This is a genomic window from Micromonospora sonneratiae, from assembly GCF_042679305.1.
GTDB lineage: Bacteria > Actinomycetota > Actinomycetes > Mycobacteriales > Micromonosporaceae > Micromonospora_H > Micromonospora_H sonneratiae.
Genome location: NZ_JBHTMP010000013.1, coordinates 134,362 through 150,569, shown reverse-complemented (window position 1 = coordinate 150,569; position 16,208 = coordinate 134,362). Strand labels below are relative to the sequence as shown.

At 69.8% G+C, this 16,208-nt stretch carries 17 protein-coding genes; 5 read left to right on the top strand and 12 right to left on the bottom strand.

Features of this window, described 5'->3' with window-relative positions:
* Positions 1-178 precede the first annotated feature (178 nt).
* The 3 genes from ACFQ4H_RS11465 to ACFQ4H_RS11455 all read right to left on the bottom strand — a co-directional run bounded on the left by ACFQ4H_RS11465 (position 179) and on the right by ACFQ4H_RS11455 (position 3,524).
* Entirely contained in the window at positions 179-736 is a 558-nt protein-coding gene (locus tag ACFQ4H_RS11465; protein ID WP_377569930.1) for a class IV adenylate cyclase, read from the bottom strand.
* A gap of 134 nt (positions 737-870) precedes the next feature.
* Positions 871-2,376 carry a hypothetical protein gene (locus ACFQ4H_RS11460; RefSeq protein ID WP_377569928.1) on the bottom strand — a complete coding sequence of 502 codons (1,506 nt, stop codon included), beginning with the start codon at positions 2,374-2,376 and terminating at the stop codon, positions 871-873.
* Positions 2,373-3,524, bottom strand: coding sequence for a hypothetical protein (locus ACFQ4H_RS11455; protein WP_377569926.1), 1,152 nt, complete (start codon positions 3,522-3,524; stop codon positions 2,373-2,375). Before ACFQ4H_RS11455 ends, ACFQ4H_RS11460 begins: the two co-directional genes overlap by 4 nt.
* 145 nt (positions 3,525-3,669) lie before the next feature.
* On the opposite strand from ACFQ4H_RS11455, the gene ACFQ4H_RS11450 reads away from it, so the two are divergent.
* Together ACFQ4H_RS11450 and ACFQ4H_RS11445 are read left to right on the top strand one after the other, a co-directional pair.
* Complete coding sequence (locus ACFQ4H_RS11450; RefSeq protein ID WP_377569925.1) at positions 3,670-4,968, top strand: PucR family transcriptional regulator; 1,299 nt, start codon at positions 3,670-3,672, stop codon at positions 4,966-4,968.
* 123 nt (positions 4,969-5,091) lie between these two features.
* Positions 5,092-5,379, top strand: coding sequence for a potassium transporter TrkA (locus tag ACFQ4H_RS11445; protein WP_377569924.1), 288 nt, complete (start codon positions 5,092-5,094; stop codon positions 5,377-5,379).
* Positions 5,380-5,452: 73 nt separating this feature from the next.
* On the opposite strand, the gene ACFQ4H_RS11440 is transcribed toward ACFQ4H_RS11445, so the two are convergent.
* Positions 5,453-6,691: a globin domain-containing protein gene (locus ACFQ4H_RS11440; protein ID WP_377569923.1), complete on the bottom strand. Its 1,239-nt coding sequence runs from the start codon at positions 6,689-6,691 to the stop codon at positions 5,453-5,455.
* A 548-nt stretch (positions 6,692-7,239) separates the two neighbouring features.
* Here ACFQ4H_RS11440 and ACFQ4H_RS11435 point away from each other — a divergent pair.
* The 3 genes from ACFQ4H_RS11435 to ACFQ4H_RS11425 all read left to right on the top strand — a co-directional run bounded on the left by ACFQ4H_RS11435 (position 7,240) and on the right by ACFQ4H_RS11425 (position 8,908).
* Positions 7,240-7,593, top strand: coding sequence for a hypothetical protein (locus tag ACFQ4H_RS11435; RefSeq protein ID WP_377569943.1), 354 nt, complete (start codon positions 7,240-7,242; stop codon positions 7,591-7,593).
* On the top strand, positions 7,590-8,090 hold the full coding sequence (locus ACFQ4H_RS11430; protein WP_377569922.1) for a roadblock/LC7 domain-containing protein: 501 nt from the start codon (positions 7,590-7,592) through the stop codon (positions 8,088-8,090). The genes ACFQ4H_RS11435 and ACFQ4H_RS11430 overlap by 4 nt, the downstream gene beginning before the upstream one ends.
* 104 nt (positions 8,091-8,194) lie before the next feature.
* The gene (locus tag ACFQ4H_RS11425; protein WP_377569921.1) at positions 8,195-8,908 is read left to right on the top strand and encodes an RICIN domain-containing protein; all 714 of its coding nucleotides are present in this window, start codon (positions 8,195-8,197) and stop codon (positions 8,906-8,908) included.
* Positions 8,909-8,990: 82 nt separating this feature from the next.
* Here ACFQ4H_RS11425 and ACFQ4H_RS11420 read toward each other — a convergent pair whose 3' ends face one another.
* From ACFQ4H_RS11420 to ACFQ4H_RS11385, 8 genes are all read right to left on the bottom strand, one after another.
* Positions 8,991-10,253, bottom strand: coding sequence for a PQQ-dependent sugar dehydrogenase (locus tag ACFQ4H_RS11420; RefSeq protein ID WP_377569920.1), 1,263 nt, complete (start codon positions 10,251-10,253; stop codon positions 8,991-8,993).
* Between the two features lie 82 nt (positions 10,254-10,335).
* Positions 10,336-10,806 carry a hypothetical protein gene (locus ACFQ4H_RS11415; protein WP_377569919.1) on the bottom strand — a complete coding sequence of 157 codons (471 nt, stop codon included), beginning with the start codon at positions 10,804-10,806 and terminating at the stop codon, positions 10,336-10,338.
* Between the two features lie 79 nt (positions 10,807-10,885).
* The gene (locus ACFQ4H_RS11410) at positions 10,886-11,977 is read right to left on the bottom strand and encodes a hypothetical protein (RefSeq protein ID WP_377569917.1); all 1,092 of its coding nucleotides are present in this window, start codon (positions 11,975-11,977) and stop codon (positions 10,886-10,888) included.
* Between the two features lie 121 nt (positions 11,978-12,098).
* Positions 12,099-12,752, bottom strand: a complete 654-nt coding sequence (locus tag ACFQ4H_RS11405) for a response regulator transcription factor (RefSeq protein ID WP_377569915.1) — start codon at positions 12,750-12,752, stop codon at positions 12,099-12,101.
* Entirely contained in the window at positions 12,749-14,098 is a 1,350-nt protein-coding gene (locus ACFQ4H_RS11400) for a sensor histidine kinase (protein ID WP_377569913.1), read from the bottom strand. Before ACFQ4H_RS11400 ends, ACFQ4H_RS11405 begins: the two co-directional genes overlap by 4 nt.
* 171 nt (positions 14,099-14,269) lie before the next feature.
* Positions 14,270-15,127: an RNA methyltransferase gene (locus tag ACFQ4H_RS11395; protein WP_377569912.1), complete on the bottom strand. Its 858-nt coding sequence runs from the start codon at positions 15,125-15,127 to the stop codon at positions 14,270-14,272.
* A gap of 54 nt (positions 15,128-15,181) precedes the next feature.
* Entirely contained in the window at positions 15,182-15,586 is a 405-nt protein-coding gene (locus ACFQ4H_RS11390; protein ID WP_377569910.1) for a hypothetical protein, read from the bottom strand.
* On the bottom strand, positions 15,583-16,047 hold the full coding sequence (locus tag ACFQ4H_RS11385; RefSeq protein WP_377569908.1) for a hypothetical protein: 465 nt from the start codon (positions 16,045-16,047) through the stop codon (positions 15,583-15,585). Before ACFQ4H_RS11385 ends, ACFQ4H_RS11390 begins: the two co-directional genes overlap by 4 nt.
* Between the last annotated feature and the right edge of the window lie 161 nt (positions 16,048-16,208).

Genomic DNA, 16,208 nt, shown 5'->3' with positions numbered 1-16,208 from the left:
GGCCACGTGGCTACCCACAGTTCCGGCGGGCTCTGACCGTCGATGGGCGCGCAAGCGGGGCAGCTCGACAGGATGCTCAGGGCAGCAGGCCAAGGGTAGCCGCCACCTGTTCGGGCACTCAAAGCCGATCTTGAGAAAAGCGACAACGATTACGCGACACTAGTTGGTCGAAGTCCGTTCAGACGCCAACTGTCAGCGCAGCACGGATCAGGGAATCGTAGGTTTCCGTACACCGCTGCAGTCCGATACCGAGTGAACCGGCGAACCTGTCCAGGTCACGTTGCACATCGACTGCTAAGCGACCATCGCCGACCAGCATTTCGATTTCGAAGAACGTACCGAGGTGACGTACCTCGTCGAGACAGAGTGACATCCCATCCAGCCGTCCGGTACGGCGGGTCTTGATGATCCGTACCGTCGGCTGGAAGCCCATCGCCAGAATCGCCGCGTGCATCTGGTCCCGTTCAACGACCTCGGTCTCATGCTCGGCACAGGCGAGTTCGTTGTCGAGCGGCCGTTTGACGCAGAAGAGATGACGACCGTCCTGTGTACGGAGACGGGCAAAGGAATGACCAGCCTTGCTCTGCCCATACGTCCAGCCTGCCGGGGCGTACGCCTGGTCGTCCTGCCGTACCGGCGCGGATAACTCGACACCATGCTGCCGTAGTGCAGCGACGATGGTGTCCGGCTCGGTGACCCGGTACTTGACCTCGATCTCCCGGATGCCGTCACCCATCGTTTCCCCCCAAGAGCAGCGCCTGCCTACAGATCGGTGCAACCTATCTCGAAAGCCGGAAAATCACTGCGAAGACACACCAACATTCCCAGCCAGCCCACTGCCGACCCGGCTTGGTCAGCAGGAGAAGCAGATCAGCTCCACTCCTCGACGGCGTCCTCCTCGTCCGGGGTGCCGTCGTCCGGTGGGCCGCCGTGCGTCCAGGGAGTCTCCTCCCGGGTCGGGAACGAACCCGGCGGCACGAACCCCTCGGAGAGGGTGGTGTAGCAGAGTCGTTCGCCCACCTCGGGCACGCTGCCGGGCGGCGGGGTCAGCGACCGTCCCATCCCACCGGACAGTTCCAGCACCACCTCGGTCTTTGCCGGGTCACCGGTCGGGTTGACGAAGACGACCCGCGCCTTCTGCGTCGGCCGGGTCGGTGAATGCAGCGTCGCGCCCGGTACGACCAGCACCGGATCGGTGGTGTGCAGCATGATCCGGGGCCGCAGCACGGGTCGCTTGCCGGTGTCGTCGATCCGGGTCGGGTCGGCCAGCGTCACCTCACCGACGAACGCCTCACCGGTCAACCGGTGGTCGGCCATGACCAGCGGATCGTCGTACGCCCGCTGCACCGCGTACGTGGTGAGCGCTCGTTCCAGCCGATGCAGGCGTTGCGCCGCCGCCACCGCCCCATCGCGCCGGGGCTGTGGATACCCACCCTCGTCGACGTACGACGCGTAGTCGGTGAACGCGTCCCGGTCCCCGGCCCAGCGCCCGGCCACCCGGGCGCCGGCCGGCAGTGACCGCAGCAACTCCACCGCCTGCCACATCAGCCGCCACGTCGGCAGCAACTGGTCACGTAGCAACTGCTCGAGCGCGGTACGGGCCATCCGCTCGGCGACCGGATCCTCCTGCGCCGCCTGGTACGCGGCGATCGCCGGGGCCAGGTGCATGTTGTCGAACGCCGGATCGGTCGCCGGACCGGCCGGCGGCCAGACCGAGGGATCCTCGGCCGCCTCCGCCGCGACCGCGCCGGAGACCCCTTCCGGTGGTGCGATCCAGGCCAGTAGCGAAGCCAACTGGGCGTCCTCCAGCGCGCTCTGCCCGGTCGCCCAGTGCAGGGTGAGCGCGTCGGTCATCGCCACCAGCGCGGACGAGCCCGGGTGTTCGGCCCGCTCGGCGAGGAAGGTCAACCAGCGACCGAGCTGGGGCACCGACGCGTGGACCGGAAAGTCCCCGTCGGTACGACGGAACCGGGTGGATCGCCCGAGGAGCCGTACGAAGGTGATCCCGGCCGGGTTGGGCACCAGTAGTTGCGGCGCGTCCACGTACCGGTAGCGCACGTCCCTGCCCCGGTCGACCGGCACCGCCTCGGCCACCCCGCGATGGCTGTCCAGGTAGGGCAGGATGGTGGCGGCAAGCTCCGCGACGAACGCGAACCGCTGGTCACGGTTCCGTGGCTGCGGCACGATCAGCAGCCGCGCCGCATCGGGTGCCGTACCGACCATCGCCGCCAGTGGCGCGTTGGCCTCACCGGCCATGGCCAGCGGTACGAGGACCAGTGGACGCTCGGACAGGTGCAGATGCCGGACGGTGGCGATCGGTTGGGCCACCCCGGACGCCGCCGCCTGCGCGCGGGCCAGCGCGGTGAGCGTACTCATGCCGGGGTGCCCTGTCGCTCGCTCAGCACTTCAGCGCGCAGCCGGGCAGCGGCCTGGAGCAGCGCGGCGGCCTCGGTCTGGTCCTCGGCGGGCGTCAGCTCCCCGCTGGCCAGGGCCAGCACGGTGGTTACCCGGTCGATTCCGCCGAGCGCCTCGCGTACCGACTTGCCCAGCCCGGCCGTGTGTCCCCGCGCCTCGTGTCGGCAGAACCGCGCCAGTTCGCAGGCGGCCAGGCACTCCGGGGCGTAGCGGGCTTCGACCTCACGAAGCGCCCCTTCCAGCACCTGCTGGGGCCGGGTCGGCACGCCATCGGCATCGGCGGCAAGCTCGAAGGACAGGTCCGCCGGCAGCATCGCCAGCAGTTCGTCGACCCGCTCCATCCGGGCGAGCTGCCGCCGTAGCATCAGCAGCTGCTTGCGTACGTCGATCAGCGCGGCCATCGGCTCGTTGGAGAAGTCACGTGGGCAGACCAGCACCACGTCGGACGAGACGGTCTCCGGATCATGGCCGGCCTCGGCCAGCATCTCGCGCATGGCCAGCACGTACACGGCTGCCTGGATGGCGGCACCGGACACCTTGGTGGCGTCGGCCTGCCCGTCGACCACACCGAACGACTTGATCTCGACCACGTGGAACCGGCCGGCGACCTGGAACGCGATCAGGTCAGGTTCGAGGTAGACCCGCTGCCCGCCGACCGAGAGCTGGAGCAGCGGATGGTCGAAGAGGGCGCTGGATCCGGTGGACTCGGTCAGCAGATCGCGGGACCGGCTGTGCCGGGCGGCCTGCGCCGTCGGGCTCTGTGGTCCCAGCCGGTCCGTTTCGTCGGCTCGGCCAAGGTCCGTATAGGAGGCCTCGCTGATCGGCAGCCCCAGCAGCTCGCGCAGCAGCCGCAGCAGCTCGGCACAGCCGTCCGCTTTCACCTGCGCCTCGAACGTGTTACCCCGGGTGATCGCGAACTGCGACTGACCGAACTGCGCCGGAAAGCCCACGTGGGTGGCGATCCGTTGCTTGTCCACCCCGGCGCTGTCGAGGATGGCCCGCCGACGGCATCCCGGGTTGCTGGTCAGCGCGGCGATCGTACGGGCGTTGTGCCGGCACGGCGCGGCTTCGCCCCGGACCCGGTCAAGCCGCTGGTCGACGCTCGTCACACGTTCCCTTCGACTCACCCGGTTCCCTCCGACGTGCCACAGATCCTGTTACCTGTGCAAGGTACAAGCTTGCTTGTTGCCGATGGTCGGCAGCTGCCGGGGTATGTTGCGGGCGTGTGTTGTCCGGCCGATGGAGGTGTACGGGATGGCTGAGCAGCGTGGCCAGCCCGCTCGCGGTACCGGTCAACCTCCTCGCGGCACCGGTCAGCCCCCTCGCGACACGGGCCGGGGCGGCGGTGGACGGCGGTCCGGTCGGTCGACCGGCGACCTCTCTGCCGTGGCCCGGGCCGCCAGCCGCGACGCCGGCGGGGTGGCCGAGGAGCTGCTTGGTGACTTCCTGCCACAACTGGCGGAAGCGGCCACCTCCGGTCGCCGGCTGGATCGAGCCGCGCTGGACATGATCGGAACCGCCGGACGCCGCGCCGCCGAGCAGGGGGTCCCGGTCGGCCGGGCGGTGGAACTCTATGTCTCCGCCGCCTGGCGACTGTGGCGACTGCTACCCGTCGTGGCCGATGCGGGTGAGGCGGAGCAGGTACGGCTGGCCGGCGAAGCCGTACTCCGGGTGGTCAACGACGCACTGGCGGCGCTGGCCGACGGCTACCTGGCCGCCCGCCGGCTGATGGTACGGCGGGAGGAGGCTCTGCGCCGGGAGTTGATCGACGACCTGTTGCGTGGTGATCCGGACGTCGCCGGCATCGTCGAGCGGGCCGAACCGTTCGGGCTGGACCTCACCCGCGCCCACCAGGTGGCGCTGGCACTTCCCGGTCGCCGGCTGGCCGAGGTGACCGCGGCGACGAGCGGCCTGGAACGGGTGATCCTCGACCGGTTCGGTGACCGGGACGTGCTCGTCTCGGCGAAGGACGGCATGCTGGCGGTACTCGTACCGGGCACCGCCACCACACCGGAACTGCGTCCTCGACGCCAGCCCACGGGTGAGCTGGGTCAGGTAATGCACGCGACGTTGCAGGCGGTACCGTCCGGACGCCCGTGGCGGGTGGCGGTCGGTCGACCGTATCCGGGGGCGTTCGGCATCGCCCGTTCGTACGAAGAGGCGCGCGAGGCGCTCGACCTGGCCGGCAAGCTGGGCCTGCCCGACGAGGTGGCCCACGCCGAGGACCTGCTCGTCTACCGGATGCTGTTGCGGGACCAGGCCGCCATCGCCGACCTGGTCGAAGGGGTTCTCACCCCGTTGACCCTGGCCCGGGGCGGCGCGGAGCCGCTGCTGACCACCGTTGAGGCGTACTTCGCCACCGGTGGGGTGGCCACCCATGCCGCCCGTCGACTGCACCTGTCCGTACGGGCGGTCACCTATCGACTAGCCCGGGTGCACACGTTGACCGGATACGACCCGACGAACCCGGCCGACTGGTTCACCCTGCACGCCGCTGTGCTCGGTGCCCGGCTCCTGGGCTGGCCACAACGTCAACTGCCCCGTCCCACCTGACAGCCTGCCGGTGACCGGCAAGGACCGGCCTCCCGTATTGGCCGGCCGCACCCGGTGCGGTCGACGTACGGTTTGACGGACTCTGGAGCTTCCGCCCGCATTGCCGAGGTCGAAGGAGGCGGAATGCAAGTCGAGCACACCCCGCTGCCCGGTATCGGTCTGCGACAGGTGATCGTCACGGAGGACCGTCAACACGTCGGAGTGGTCTGCCACCACAACGGTCAGCGGGACCTGGTCGTCTACCGCCCGGACGACCCGGACGCCGCACTCAGCGTCACCCTGACCCGACGCGAGGCCAGCATCCTCGCCCAACTGTTGGGGATTCTCGAGGTCACCCCGGATTCCTGGCCGGGAGCGGCGGAATCCCAGGAAACCGCGAAGGTTCAGCGAACTGGCACGGCACACCGGTAGGACGAGGACGACAGGGCGCTGACCCGGAAAAAGGGGCACCGGCGGTCGACTGCCGTCCTCACCCGCGACGGGTTCAGTCGTGCCAGATCCGATCGGGTTGGACCCCGAGTTCCGCCAGCCGACCCTTCATCGCCGTGACCATGGCCGAGGGCCCGCACAGGTAGGCGTCGTGTCCGGCCCAACTGCCCCGCCGGGCGACGACATCCACGACCGTGCCCGATTCGTACGGGTAGGCGACGCCCTCGTCGATCGCCAGCACCAGTCGCAGCCACGGGTGACGGGCGTTGTACGCCTCCAGCGTCTCCAGGTCGTACAACTCCCCCCAGGTGCGGGCGCCGAAGAACAGCCAGGTTGGCGGCGGGCTCGGCCGGAGGGCCAACTCGCCCAGCAGCGCCCGGACGGCGGCCAGCCCGGTACCGCCCGCGATCAGCAGCACGCCGTTGCCGGGGGTCGGCGCGAGGGTCATCGAGCCCCGGGCCGGCCCGAGCCGCAGTTCGTCACCGACGTTGACCTTGTTTACGAGCACGTCGCTGAGCTGACCGGCACCGGTGGCCCGGACGTGGAACTCGAGCAGGCCGTCCTCGCTGGGCGGGTTGGCCATCGAGTAGCAGCGCCAGGTGTTCGGCAGGTACGGCGACTCCAGCGTGGCGTACTGACCGGCCTGGTAGGCGTACGGCTGCGCCGGGCGTACCCGCAGGATGGCCAGGTTCGACGAGATCTGCTGGTGGTGCACGACGGCGGCGGAGACGTACGCGGGTGTGGCGAGCGCGGCCTGTGCGGCGTTGCTCATGACCTGGGTGACGAACCGGTACGTCCGCTGCCAGGCCTGGTCGTGCTCGGTACGCCACGCGATGCCGCCCCGGGTGCGCAACGCTTCGAGGAGCGCGGCGCCGAAGGGCTCGAAGTGGATGGCCCGCACCCCGAGCCGGCGGTGGGCCTGCCCGAGCTGTTCCAGGAACGGCACGATGACTTCGGGCTTGTCCAAGTCCCCGATCAGCCGCAGCATCGACGAGACGAGGTGGTCGCGCTGGGCGACGAGCGAGCTGGGAAACAGGGGACGCAGGTGGGGGCCGTCCCGGAACAGGGTCGTGTACAGGTCCATGGCCGTGTCACTGAACGGTTCCACCAGGGCGAGGCTCTCCCGCAGCAGGCGCTGGTCTGTCAGCCGCTGCGGCCACGCGTCGAGTAGGGCCACGGCCTGTCCGTCCTGCGACTTGGGAACCGGACCACCCCGCATGCTGCGGCGCAGAAGCATCGAATGGTGCAGGTTGAGCAGGCTGTGATAGTCGTTGCGTACTCCGGGCTCCCTCATGCTGGGCATGATAGGGACCGGTCGGGCCGCCATGATCAGCACGGCCGAGCCAACCAACGAGCCGGCGTCGTGGCACGTTTTCCCAGCTCACAGCCTTCCCGACAGCGGACGATCACAGTTCCGCCCACCCCGACTCCACCGCTTTCCGAACGGCTCCGCTCCGGGAACGTCGGAAAGATCACGGCCGGCGGGCACCACACCGGAGGGCAGAAAGGTGACGCTACGTGAACTTCACCGACCCCGCGTACGACGACGTGCGGCCCACCGTTGCCGGCCGTGGCGGGCGTCGATCAGGGTCGTCGACCCGCCAGCGGAACCGACGCGGAACGATGTGACTGTCGGTGATTTCCTCGACGCGCTATCGATGCGTTTGGCCTGCGCAAATCAGCCCTACTGGCGGATTCCCTGCCGCTCAGAACCACAGTAAGTTAGCTGAACAGACAACAATTGACGCGCTGGAAGACCTGTATCCAGGCGACTGGAGTTCTTCCACAGCGGAGCACGGCACCAAGACAACGGAGGCAGTGTCAGTGGCGAACCTGGAAGTGATGCTGAAAGATGCGATGAGCATCGAGGGTGCGATCGGTGCAGCCCTGGTGGACTACACCAGCGGCATGACACTGGCCACCGCCGGTGGTTCCGCCGAACTGGACCTGACCGTCGCGGCAGCCGGCAACACCGACGTGGTCCGGGCCAAGCTCCGCACCATCGAGATGCTGAAGCTCCCCGACGGCATCGAGGACATGCTCATCACGCTGGACACCCAGTACCACCTGATCCGCCCGCTGCACTCCCGTGCTGGCGACGGACTCTTCGTCTACCTGGCGTTGAACAAGAGTCGGGCCAACCTGGCGCTCGCCCGGCACCGGCTGCGCATCATCGCAGAGAGCCTCGAACTGTGATCGAAGGCTACTCCACATCCGTCGATCCGCTGCCTCGTCGGGATCGCACGCCCCGGTTCGACAACGGCGCTCCGCCGATGCCGCCACCGCTGCTGGGAAGGCCGGCGGCGCCGAACGGCGACACCGATCACTCCATCCGGGTCCAACTGTCCGCGCTACGCCAGGCGCTGCCCGGCGTACGTGGCTGTGTGGTCGCCGGTGTCGACGGTCTGCTGATCTCCCATGACCTTCCCGGCGACCCCGAACCGCACGACCTTGCCGCGCTGGCCGCCACCACGTTCGGCCTGGGCCGGCAGGCCGGGCTCGCGCTTCGGCACGGTCCGTTCCGGGAAGCCACCGTTCACAGCCACCGCGGCTACTTCGCCGTGTACGCCGTGAGCGACACCACGCTGCTGGCCGTACTCGGCGACGACGGGCTCAACGTGGCCCGACTGCACCTCGAGGCCCGACCGCTCGCCGATCGGCTTGCTGACCTGCTGCACGTTCGCACCGCGTAGCAGCACGGGCTGTGGTCGGCACCGGGTCACCGGTGCCGACCACCGGCCCGGCCCAGCCGTACCCCGACTGGCCTTTGACCTGGCCCGTCGGTCACTATGCCTGAATGCCCATTCCTGATGAGCACAGCCGTCCGACGGGCGGCACGGTCTACGGTTCCACCGGTCCTCGGCTTCGGACGCTACTGCCGCAGGACCGGGTCATGCTGGTCGCGCTGGCGGTCGGCGTGGTGGGCGTACTGCTCGGGTTGTTACTGGCCGCCGGCGCTCTCTTCGGTGACAGTGGCTCATCCGCCCCGGCCAGCCCGGCGGCCACCGCCACTACCACCGCGGACGGTACGGCCGCCGGCGCGGACGCCCCCGCGCCGACCCCGACGGAAGTAGCCGAGAGCAGCAGCCCACCCACCAGTGGGCAGGTCTTCCGGTCGGTCAGTTCGTCGCTCTGTCTGGACATCGTCGGCACCGAAGAGCCGGAAGGGGCCGACGCACAGCAGGCCAACTGCACCGACGCACCGAGTCAGCGGTGGATCTCCACCCCGGCCGGTGACGGCGTGGTGACCATCGTCAACGCGGCCAGCGGCAAGTGTCTCGACGTGCACGAGAAGGGCGAGCACGACGGCGCGACGGTGCAGCAGTGGAGCTGCAACGGCGGCACCAACCAGCAGTGGCGGCTCACCGACTCCGGCGGCGGCAACGTAGCCCTGGTCAGCGTCAACAGCGGCAAGTGCCTGGACGTGCCGGATTCGGACACCACCCCGGGAGCAAAACTGCACCAGTGGACCTGCACCGGTAGCGCCAACCAACTGTGGACCACGGCCTAACGCCCGAACGGCCCGGCCACCGCCGGCCCGGGTCGGCTGATCCGGGCCGGCGGCATTGATCCGGTCCTCCGATGGCCCCGGCTCAGTTGACCGGTAGCGCCGCAAAGGAGATCCGGTACAGCTCACCCGGCCCGTCGGTGGCGACGTACAGCTCACCGGCGGAGTCCACCCCGAAGGTGCTCGGCCAGGCCGGCAACTGCCCGATAGCCCGGCTCTCGTACCCGCCGTTCCGGGTCGGCCGGACCGCGAACGCGGTGGCCGAACAGTAGTCGGTCGCCAGGTAGGTCCCGGACGCCAGCCGCGCGAACTGCCGTCCCCGGTACACGTGCCCACCGATCACCGCGCACCCGTCCACCCGGGTGCGGTAGTGGAACACCGGATCGACGTACCGGGCACCTTCCTGGCACCGGTCGGGGATGAGCACCACCGGTCCCTCCTTGCAGGACCAACCGAGGTTGGCACCGCCGGCACCGGCCCGCAGGTGGTTCACCTCCTCGTACGCCCCCTGGCCGACATCACCGATCCACAGCGAGCCGTTACGTGCGTCGAACGAGATCTTCCACGCGTTACGCAGCCCGTACGCCCAGATCTCCGGTCGGGCGTCGGGGCGGCCGACGAACGGGTTGTCCCGGGGCACGCAGTACGCCCTACCGGCGCACGAGCGGCCCACGTCCAACCGGAGGATCTTGCCGAGGAGGGTGCTCAGGTCCTGGCCGGTGTTCAGCGGGTCGTTGCCACCTCCACCGTCACCCAGGCTCCAGTAGAGATACCCGTCCCGACCGAACGCGAGGTCTCCGCCGTTGTGGTTGCTGAACTCGGCGTGCGGCTGGGTCAGCAGGATCTGCTCACCGGCCGCCGGGGCGGTACGGTCGAGTACGAACCGCGACAGGGTCAACGCACCGTCAGGCAGGCTGGTGTAGGCGACGTAGACGGCCCGGGTGTGGGCGAACCTGGGCGCGGTGACGATGCCGAGCAGCCCCCGCTCGTTGCCGACGGTGGAGACCCGGTCGGTGAGGTCCAGCAACGGCTCGGCCGCGAGACCGGTGTCGGGGTGATAGACGCGTACCCGGCCGGGTTTCTCCGCGACGAACAGCCGGCCGCTACGGTCGTCGGGCGTGGCTATCGCGGTCGGGCGCTGCAACCCGGTGGCGACCGGCGTGGCGCCGACCGTCAGCCGGTCCAGCGGGACCCGGTGCGGTGCGGTGCCGGCAGTCGGCGGCGCACCGGTGGCAGGGGGCGGGCCGACATCCGGGACCGCCCACGCGACGCTGGTCATGGTGATCGGGGCGACCACTGCGGCGGCCAGGGGAGCAATCAGTCTGCGGACCAGGTGACGAGGCAACATGTATCGACTCCCATCAGTTAATGGGAATCTACGGTGCCGCCGCGTCAATGACAACCGACGGTGTCAGGTCGGATCCGGGGCGTCACCGGGAGACCGGGCGCATCGAACGCAACTGCTCGGTGTGCACCGGTAGGTGCACCCGCCCGTGGATGTCGAGGGTACGGCCCCAGGGCAGTGGCTCGTCCACGCGAAGCTCGAAGCCCTCCCGAATGTGGGTCCACACCGGCGTCTCCGCCTTGACCCCGAGGTGCGCGGTCAACTCACACAGCTTCTGGCTGCTCTCCCGCAGCAACGTGGCCAGCCCGATCAGACCACCGTGCCGGGCGACCAGGGCGTCCAACTGCGGCCGGTGGATCGACTCGATGTCGTAGTAGGCCCACGGCGAGCCGGCGATCACCGCCTCGGTCGCCTCGGTGAGCAACTCGTCGTTGACGGCGAGGTGGGCCACCACCTGCTCGGCGGTCAACTCGCCCGCCGGGGGCGCCCCGAAGCCGCCGGCTTCCACCTCGGCCAGCAGTACGTCGTAGGCCCGACGCAGCTCCGCCGTCTCCATGGCCCCGAGTCTAGAGAGCCGGAGCAGACAAAAGTGGTCCCTTCACCACTAAATGGCGCGAAGGGACCACTCCTCCCGTTCAGTCGTCTCGACTGCAACGGCTGCAACCACCCCGGCGACGCAGGTGGTAGGCGAGGGCGGCGGCCCCCAGCGCGACGCCCCACAGCGGCCAGAGCAACGCCGGGCCGACGCTGAAGCTGAACGCCTCGAAGTCCCAGACCTCGGGCAGGCTGTACATGGCCAGCCCACCGGCGGTGACCGCGATCGCGACCAGCGTGGCTGGCACGACCGCCAGCATGATCGGCACCCGCCGACCGGACAGCCCGATCATCCAACGCGGGAACCGCTCACCCCAGCGTTGCACCAGGCCGAGCGTCAGGACCGCACCGACCACGGCGAACGCCGCAAGCCCGCCACCGGCCCAGACAAGCCCGGTGTCCCACATCTCCCGGAGAAATTCCGGGCTGACGCCCAACGGAATGTTGGCCAGCCAGGCGAACCGGGTGGCCGCGTAGAGCAGCGGGATGGCCGCCGCCAGGTAGGTGGCCCAGCGGCCCCAGCGGGCCGCCGACTCCGCCGAGGTCCAGGTCGGGCCATCGGCGCTGCGCCCGCAGGACAGGCACGCACCACCGGTACGGAACAGCCAGGTGAGCACGGTACGGGCCAGCAGAATCCCGCCGGCCATGGCCCACACCTTGTTGCCCAGGGACCAGGTGAACACCTCCGCGTAGTCCACCGGTGGCCAGCCGAACGGCGCACCGATGATCAGCATCGGCAGGTACCCCGCCGTGGTGAGAACCTGCACGTCCGGCACCACGACCAGCAGGAAGGCGACGACCGTCCCGCAGTAGGCGACCAGCAGCACCCGGGCGACACCCCGCAGCCGGACGGCCTGCGGCCCGGACATCGCCAGCGCCGCCACCGCAACGGTGATCGTCAGTCCGGCGAAGACCAGTGCGCCGACATCGGGCGGGAGGAAGCGCAACAGACTCGCCGTCCCCTGCGGATCGGCGGTGCCATACGGGTAACCGCTGCCGCTGATCGTCCAGACCAGGGCCAGTACCCCGGACAGCGCGGCCCAGGCGGCGGCAAGGTAACCGGCCCGGTTGGTCCACCATCGTCCCCGGGCCGGGACCGGGGACTGGCTCTGGGGCAGGGTATACGCGGACATCTCGGGTTCCTCTCGCCGATGGTGGCAGCCCGTCCACTGCCACCATCGCGAACAGCGCCGCGAGCCGACTCCCGTCCGAGGGTGAGCCCGCTCCCCCGGGCGAGGGAGTGAGCGGCCATAGTCAGCCGGCCGGGATGACGAAACCGGACTCGTAGGCGGCGATCACCGCCTGGGTGCGGTCCCGGGCCCCGAGCTTCGCCAGCACGTTGCCGACGTGGGTCTTCACCGTCTCCACCCCCACCACCAGATCCGCCGCGATCTCCGAATTGGACAGGCCGGCAGCCATCAGCCGGAGCACCTCCGCCTCCCGCTCGGTCAGCCGAGCCCGCCGCAACCTGTCTCCGCCGGACGAGGGGCCGTACGCGGTGGCGAGTCGGCGGATCGCGGCCGGGAAGAGCAGCGAGTCGCTGCGGGCCACCACCCGGACCGCCTCGACCACCTCGGCCGGCCGGGCCCGTTTGAGCAGGAAGCCGCTGGCTCCGGCGCGGAGCGCATCGTAGACGTACTCGTCGTTCTCGAACGTGGTGACGACCAGGACCCGGGGTGGCGTGGCCGAGGTCGCCATCAGGTGCCGGGTGGCCTGGATGCCGTCGATGGCCGGCATCCGCACGTCCATCAGCACCACGTCGGGGCGGAACCTGGCGACCAGGGGCGGCACCTCGGCCCCGTCAGCGGCCTCCCCGACCACGGTCAGGTCGGGCTGCGCGTCGATGATGGCGCGCAGCCCGATCCGGACCAGCTCGTCGTCGTCGATAATCAGGACGGTGGTGGTCACGGCAACTCCTCTGGGTCGTCGTCCGGTCGTACCGTCGGCAGGTGCGCGGACACCCGCCAGCACCCGTTGTCGGGGCCGGCGGCAAGCCGACCACCGAGCAGCAGGACCCGCTCGCGCATGCCGGTCAGGCCCCGGCCCTGCCGCCGGGGACCGGGCACCGTAGGCGGCTCGGGCACGGTGTTGACCAGGTCGATCTCCACCCCGGTGGCCCGTACGCCGATCCGTAGGGTCACCGACTGCCGGTCGCCGTGGCGGGCGGCATTGGTCAGTCCCTCCTGCACGATCCGGTAGCCCTCGCGGGAGACCACCCCCGGCAGGGTGTCGACGGCACCGGTCAGCTCGACCGTGACCGGCAGTCCGGCGGCTCTACCGGCGGCGACCAACTCGTCGAGATCAGCCAACGTACGCTGCGGGGCCCGGACGCCCGCGTCCCGTCCCGACGCCTCGTCGTCCCGTCCCGGCGCCTCGTCGCCCTGGCTCGACACCTCGTCGTCCCGTTCCGAGGCTTCGTCATCCCGTTCCCGCAGCAGGCCGAGTACGTGGTCCAGGTCCGCCGTGGCGCGCCGGCTGGTCTCCTCGATGGCCCGCAGGGCCCGGCGGACGAACTCCGGATCCTGGTCGAACAGTTCCCGGGCCGCCCCGGCCTGGAGCGTCGCCACGGTGAGGGCATGCCCGACCGAGTCGTGCAGCTCCCGGGCCAGCCGGTTCCGTTCGGCAAGCTGCGCCGCCCGCGCTTCGAGTACGGCGATCCGCTCGGTCTGCGACGGACCGAGCAGGGCCGGTGCCACCACCGCAGCCAGCGCGCCGAGTCCGGCGACCAGATAGCCGAGCGCCACCAGCAGTACAACGCCGATCAGGGTGAGCCAGCCCGTGTCGTGCTCGTCGAGCGGGCCGAGGCGCAGCCCGGCGATCGCCGTGGGGGCGACCCCGAACTGCTGCGCCACGAAGATCAGTGCCATCGGCACAGCGATCAGCAGCCCGAGGCCGACCACCCCACCGGTGACCAGGTGTACGACGAACCAGAGCGCGGCGCGCAGCCGCGTCTCCCGATCCATGCCATGACTGGCGGCCGGCACGGGCAGGTCGACGCCGAGCAGGGACCGCACCGCCGCGATCTCCAATGCCCGGGTACCGCCCAGGAAGGGGGGCACCCCGACGATCACGACCGACACCGCCATCATCAGCACCAGCGCCGGCCGGGGCAGCTGCGGGTCGGCGAACATGTTGACGAAGGCGACGACCAGCAGCGCGTACGGCAGCAGGATCACCCCGCCGAGCAGCAGGAAGACGCCCCGACGGTAGGTGTCCGCCCGGATCAGCGGGGTCAGGACCGATCGCCGGATCATCCGCCAATGATGCCGTCCGCTGCTCCGGCAGTCGGAGCCAGCCAGGCGCTCGGAGCCAGTAAGGCGCTCGGAGCCAGTAAGGCGGTCAAGGCCAGCCCCGTTCCCGGGCCTGCCAACCGAGTTGCAGCCGGGAACGGGAACCGGTGCGATCAGCGGTCCCGTTCGGTCGCCTCAGCCGGGGGCCGGGCGGGACCGCTGTCGGGCAGCCTCGTAGAGCACGACGGTGGCGGCGGTCGCGGCGTTCAGCGAACTGGCCGCACCGCCGATCGGAATGCGGACCATCCGGTCGCAGGCCTGTCGCCAGCCGGAGCTGAGACCGTTGGTCTCGTTGCCGATCAGGATGATCGTCGGCCCGGTGAGGTCGTGCTTCGCGACGTCGACCTCCCCGTGCTCATCGGTGCCGACTATCTCCACTGGACGGTCACGTTCGCCGAGCGAGGTCGCCCAGTCGACCACCTCGCGGTGGCTGGAGACCCGGACGACCGGCAGGGCGAAGAGGGAGCCGGTGCTGGCCCGTACGGCCTTCGGGTCGTACGGGTCAGCGGCATGTCCGGTGATGATCACGCCGGTTGCGCCGAACGCGTCGGCGGACCGGACGAGCGTGCCGATGTTCCCCGGCGTCGTCGGCCGGTCGAAGACGACCACCAGCAGACCGGATCCGTTGGTCGGGTTGGCTATCCGGTCCAGCCGGTCCGGCGGCAGTTCGACCACGGCCAGCAGTTCCGGCAGTTCACCGTCCTTGCCGCCGAGTTCGTGCAGTAGTTCGGGGGCCATCGCCACGCGGGTCGCGTCGACCCGGTCGAGCAGGTCCCGCCCCCACCTGGACAGTTGTCGACCCTCGGGATGGATCAGCGCACGGATGTGCCAGCCGTGCTCTGCGGCCAGGGTGATCGGCCGGACGCCCTGCACCAGGAACTCCCCGGCCCGCTGCCGTTTCGTGCGGTTGGTCAGTAGTGCCTGCCACTGCTGGAAGCTTGCGTTCCGGGTGGAAACTCTCAACGCCCTTGCCCGCCGTACCGTTCTGGACACCCAGTGTCACCGACCGAAGACCAGCGTGAAGCGTAACAGGCAGACGACATCGGATCAGGTCCACTGGTCTCCGGTATGCCACGGATCGCTGGTCGCGACGATCTGGCGGAGTTCCTCGACCGTCACGTTCGGCGCGAGAATGGCGGCCCGCCAGCGACGGATGATGACGGTCATCTCCTGTACGGCGACACGAAGCTCGCTGATCTCGTTGTTCGCCGCTATCGCCTGCTGGCGGGCACGGGCGGTCTCCGCTTCGAGGTCGGCCACCCGGGCCCGGAGTGGATCGATCAGGGTCAGGGCCGTGTCGGTCAGTACGTCGGCGGCGTCGGCCTTGAGCTTGCGGCGTTGCGTGAGCACCGTGACGACCGCCGTGATCCCGCCGGCACCACCGAGCACCGCGACGGCGGACAGGAGCGTCTGGACCCAGATCGGGCCGGAGGTGGGTTCTGCCGCAGTCATGGTTTCTCTCCTTCCTCAGGCAGCGGTGGTACGACCGGGATGTCGTCCTGCTGACTGGCCTCGATCAACCGGCGCAGGTCCAGCATCAACTGGGCCGATCGCCACAGCGATGCCACGGTGACCGCGCCGATGAACGAGCCGGCCACCAGAGCCGACCTGCCACTGATCGCGATGATGGCGATCGAGTACATGGCGGTGGTGGTGCCGAGCAGGACCAGCGCACCCAGTTCGATCCCGAGACCGGTGAGGACATGCCCGGGCCAGGTGACCCCGAGCAGGCCCGCGACCCCGACGACGACCAGACCCACCTGCCAGGTCGCCTGGACGACAACCGGCATGGCGATCACAACGGACGGTGGCCGGATGTCGGTGATCAGCAGAGCGATGCCGCAGGCCAGGGAGGTGGCCAACAGGGTCACCTCGAACGGATGTCGACCCGAAATAATCTGCACCGTACGCATCAGACCTGCTCCCCGTCACCGGAGGCGAGCCTGCGAGTCTGTTCCCGGTCCATCTCATCGTCCTCTCCGGCCAGCGCCGCTACGGCGTTGTTCCGGAGCTGGTCTCGCGGTTGAACCTGCAGCATCCACACGACGGCGTGGCTGAACCGCCTCGGTCGGCG

Bases quoted from the DNA above. Each gene is read 5' to 3' on its own strand.
- ACFQ4H_RS11460 (WP_377569928.1), bottom strand. From the start codon at position 2,376: ATGAGTACGCTCACCGCGCTGGCCCGCGCGCAGGCGGCGGCGTCCGGG.
- ACFQ4H_RS11435 (WP_377569943.1), top strand. From the start codon at position 7,240: ATGCTGAAAGATGCGATGAGCATCGAGGGTGCGATCGGTGCAGCCCTG.
- ACFQ4H_RS11385 (WP_377569908.1), bottom strand. From the start codon at position 16,047: ATGCGTACGGTGCAGATTATTTCGGGTCGACATCCGTTCGAGGTGACC.
- ACFQ4H_RS11420 (WP_377569920.1), bottom strand. From the start codon at position 10,253: ATGTTGCCTCGTCACCTGGTCCGCAGACTGATTGCTCCCCTGGCCGCC.
- ACFQ4H_RS11450 (WP_377569925.1), top strand. From the start codon at position 3,670: ATGGCTGAGCAGCGTGGCCAGCCCGCTCGCGGTACCGGTCAACCTCCT.
- ACFQ4H_RS11415 (WP_377569919.1), bottom strand. From the start codon at position 10,806: ATGGAGACGGCGGAGCTGCGTCGGGCCTACGACGTACTGCTGGCCGAG.
- ACFQ4H_RS11465 (WP_377569930.1), bottom strand. From the start codon at position 736: ATGGGTGACGGCATCCGGGAGATCGAGGTCAAGTACCGGGTCACCGAG.
- ACFQ4H_RS11425 (WP_377569921.1), top strand. From the start codon at position 8,195: ATGCCCATTCCTGATGAGCACAGCCGTCCGACGGGCGGCACGGTCTAC.
- ACFQ4H_RS11440 (WP_377569923.1), bottom strand. From the start codon at position 6,691: ATGAGGGAGCCCGGAGTACGCAACGACTATCACAGCCTGCTCAACCTG.
- ACFQ4H_RS11400 (WP_377569913.1), bottom strand. From the start codon at position 14,098: ATGATCCGGCGATCGGTCCTGACCCCGCTGATCCGGGCGGACACCTAC.
- ACFQ4H_RS11445 (WP_377569924.1), top strand. From the start codon at position 5,092: ATGCAAGTCGAGCACACCCCGCTGCCCGGTATCGGTCTGCGACAGGTG.
- ACFQ4H_RS11410 (WP_377569917.1), bottom strand. From the start codon at position 11,977: ATGTCCGCGTATACCCTGCCCCAGAGCCAGTCCCCGGTCCCGGCCCGG.
- ACFQ4H_RS11390 (WP_377569910.1), bottom strand. From the start codon at position 15,586: ATGACTGCGGCAGAACCCACCTCCGGCCCGATCTGGGTCCAGACGCTC.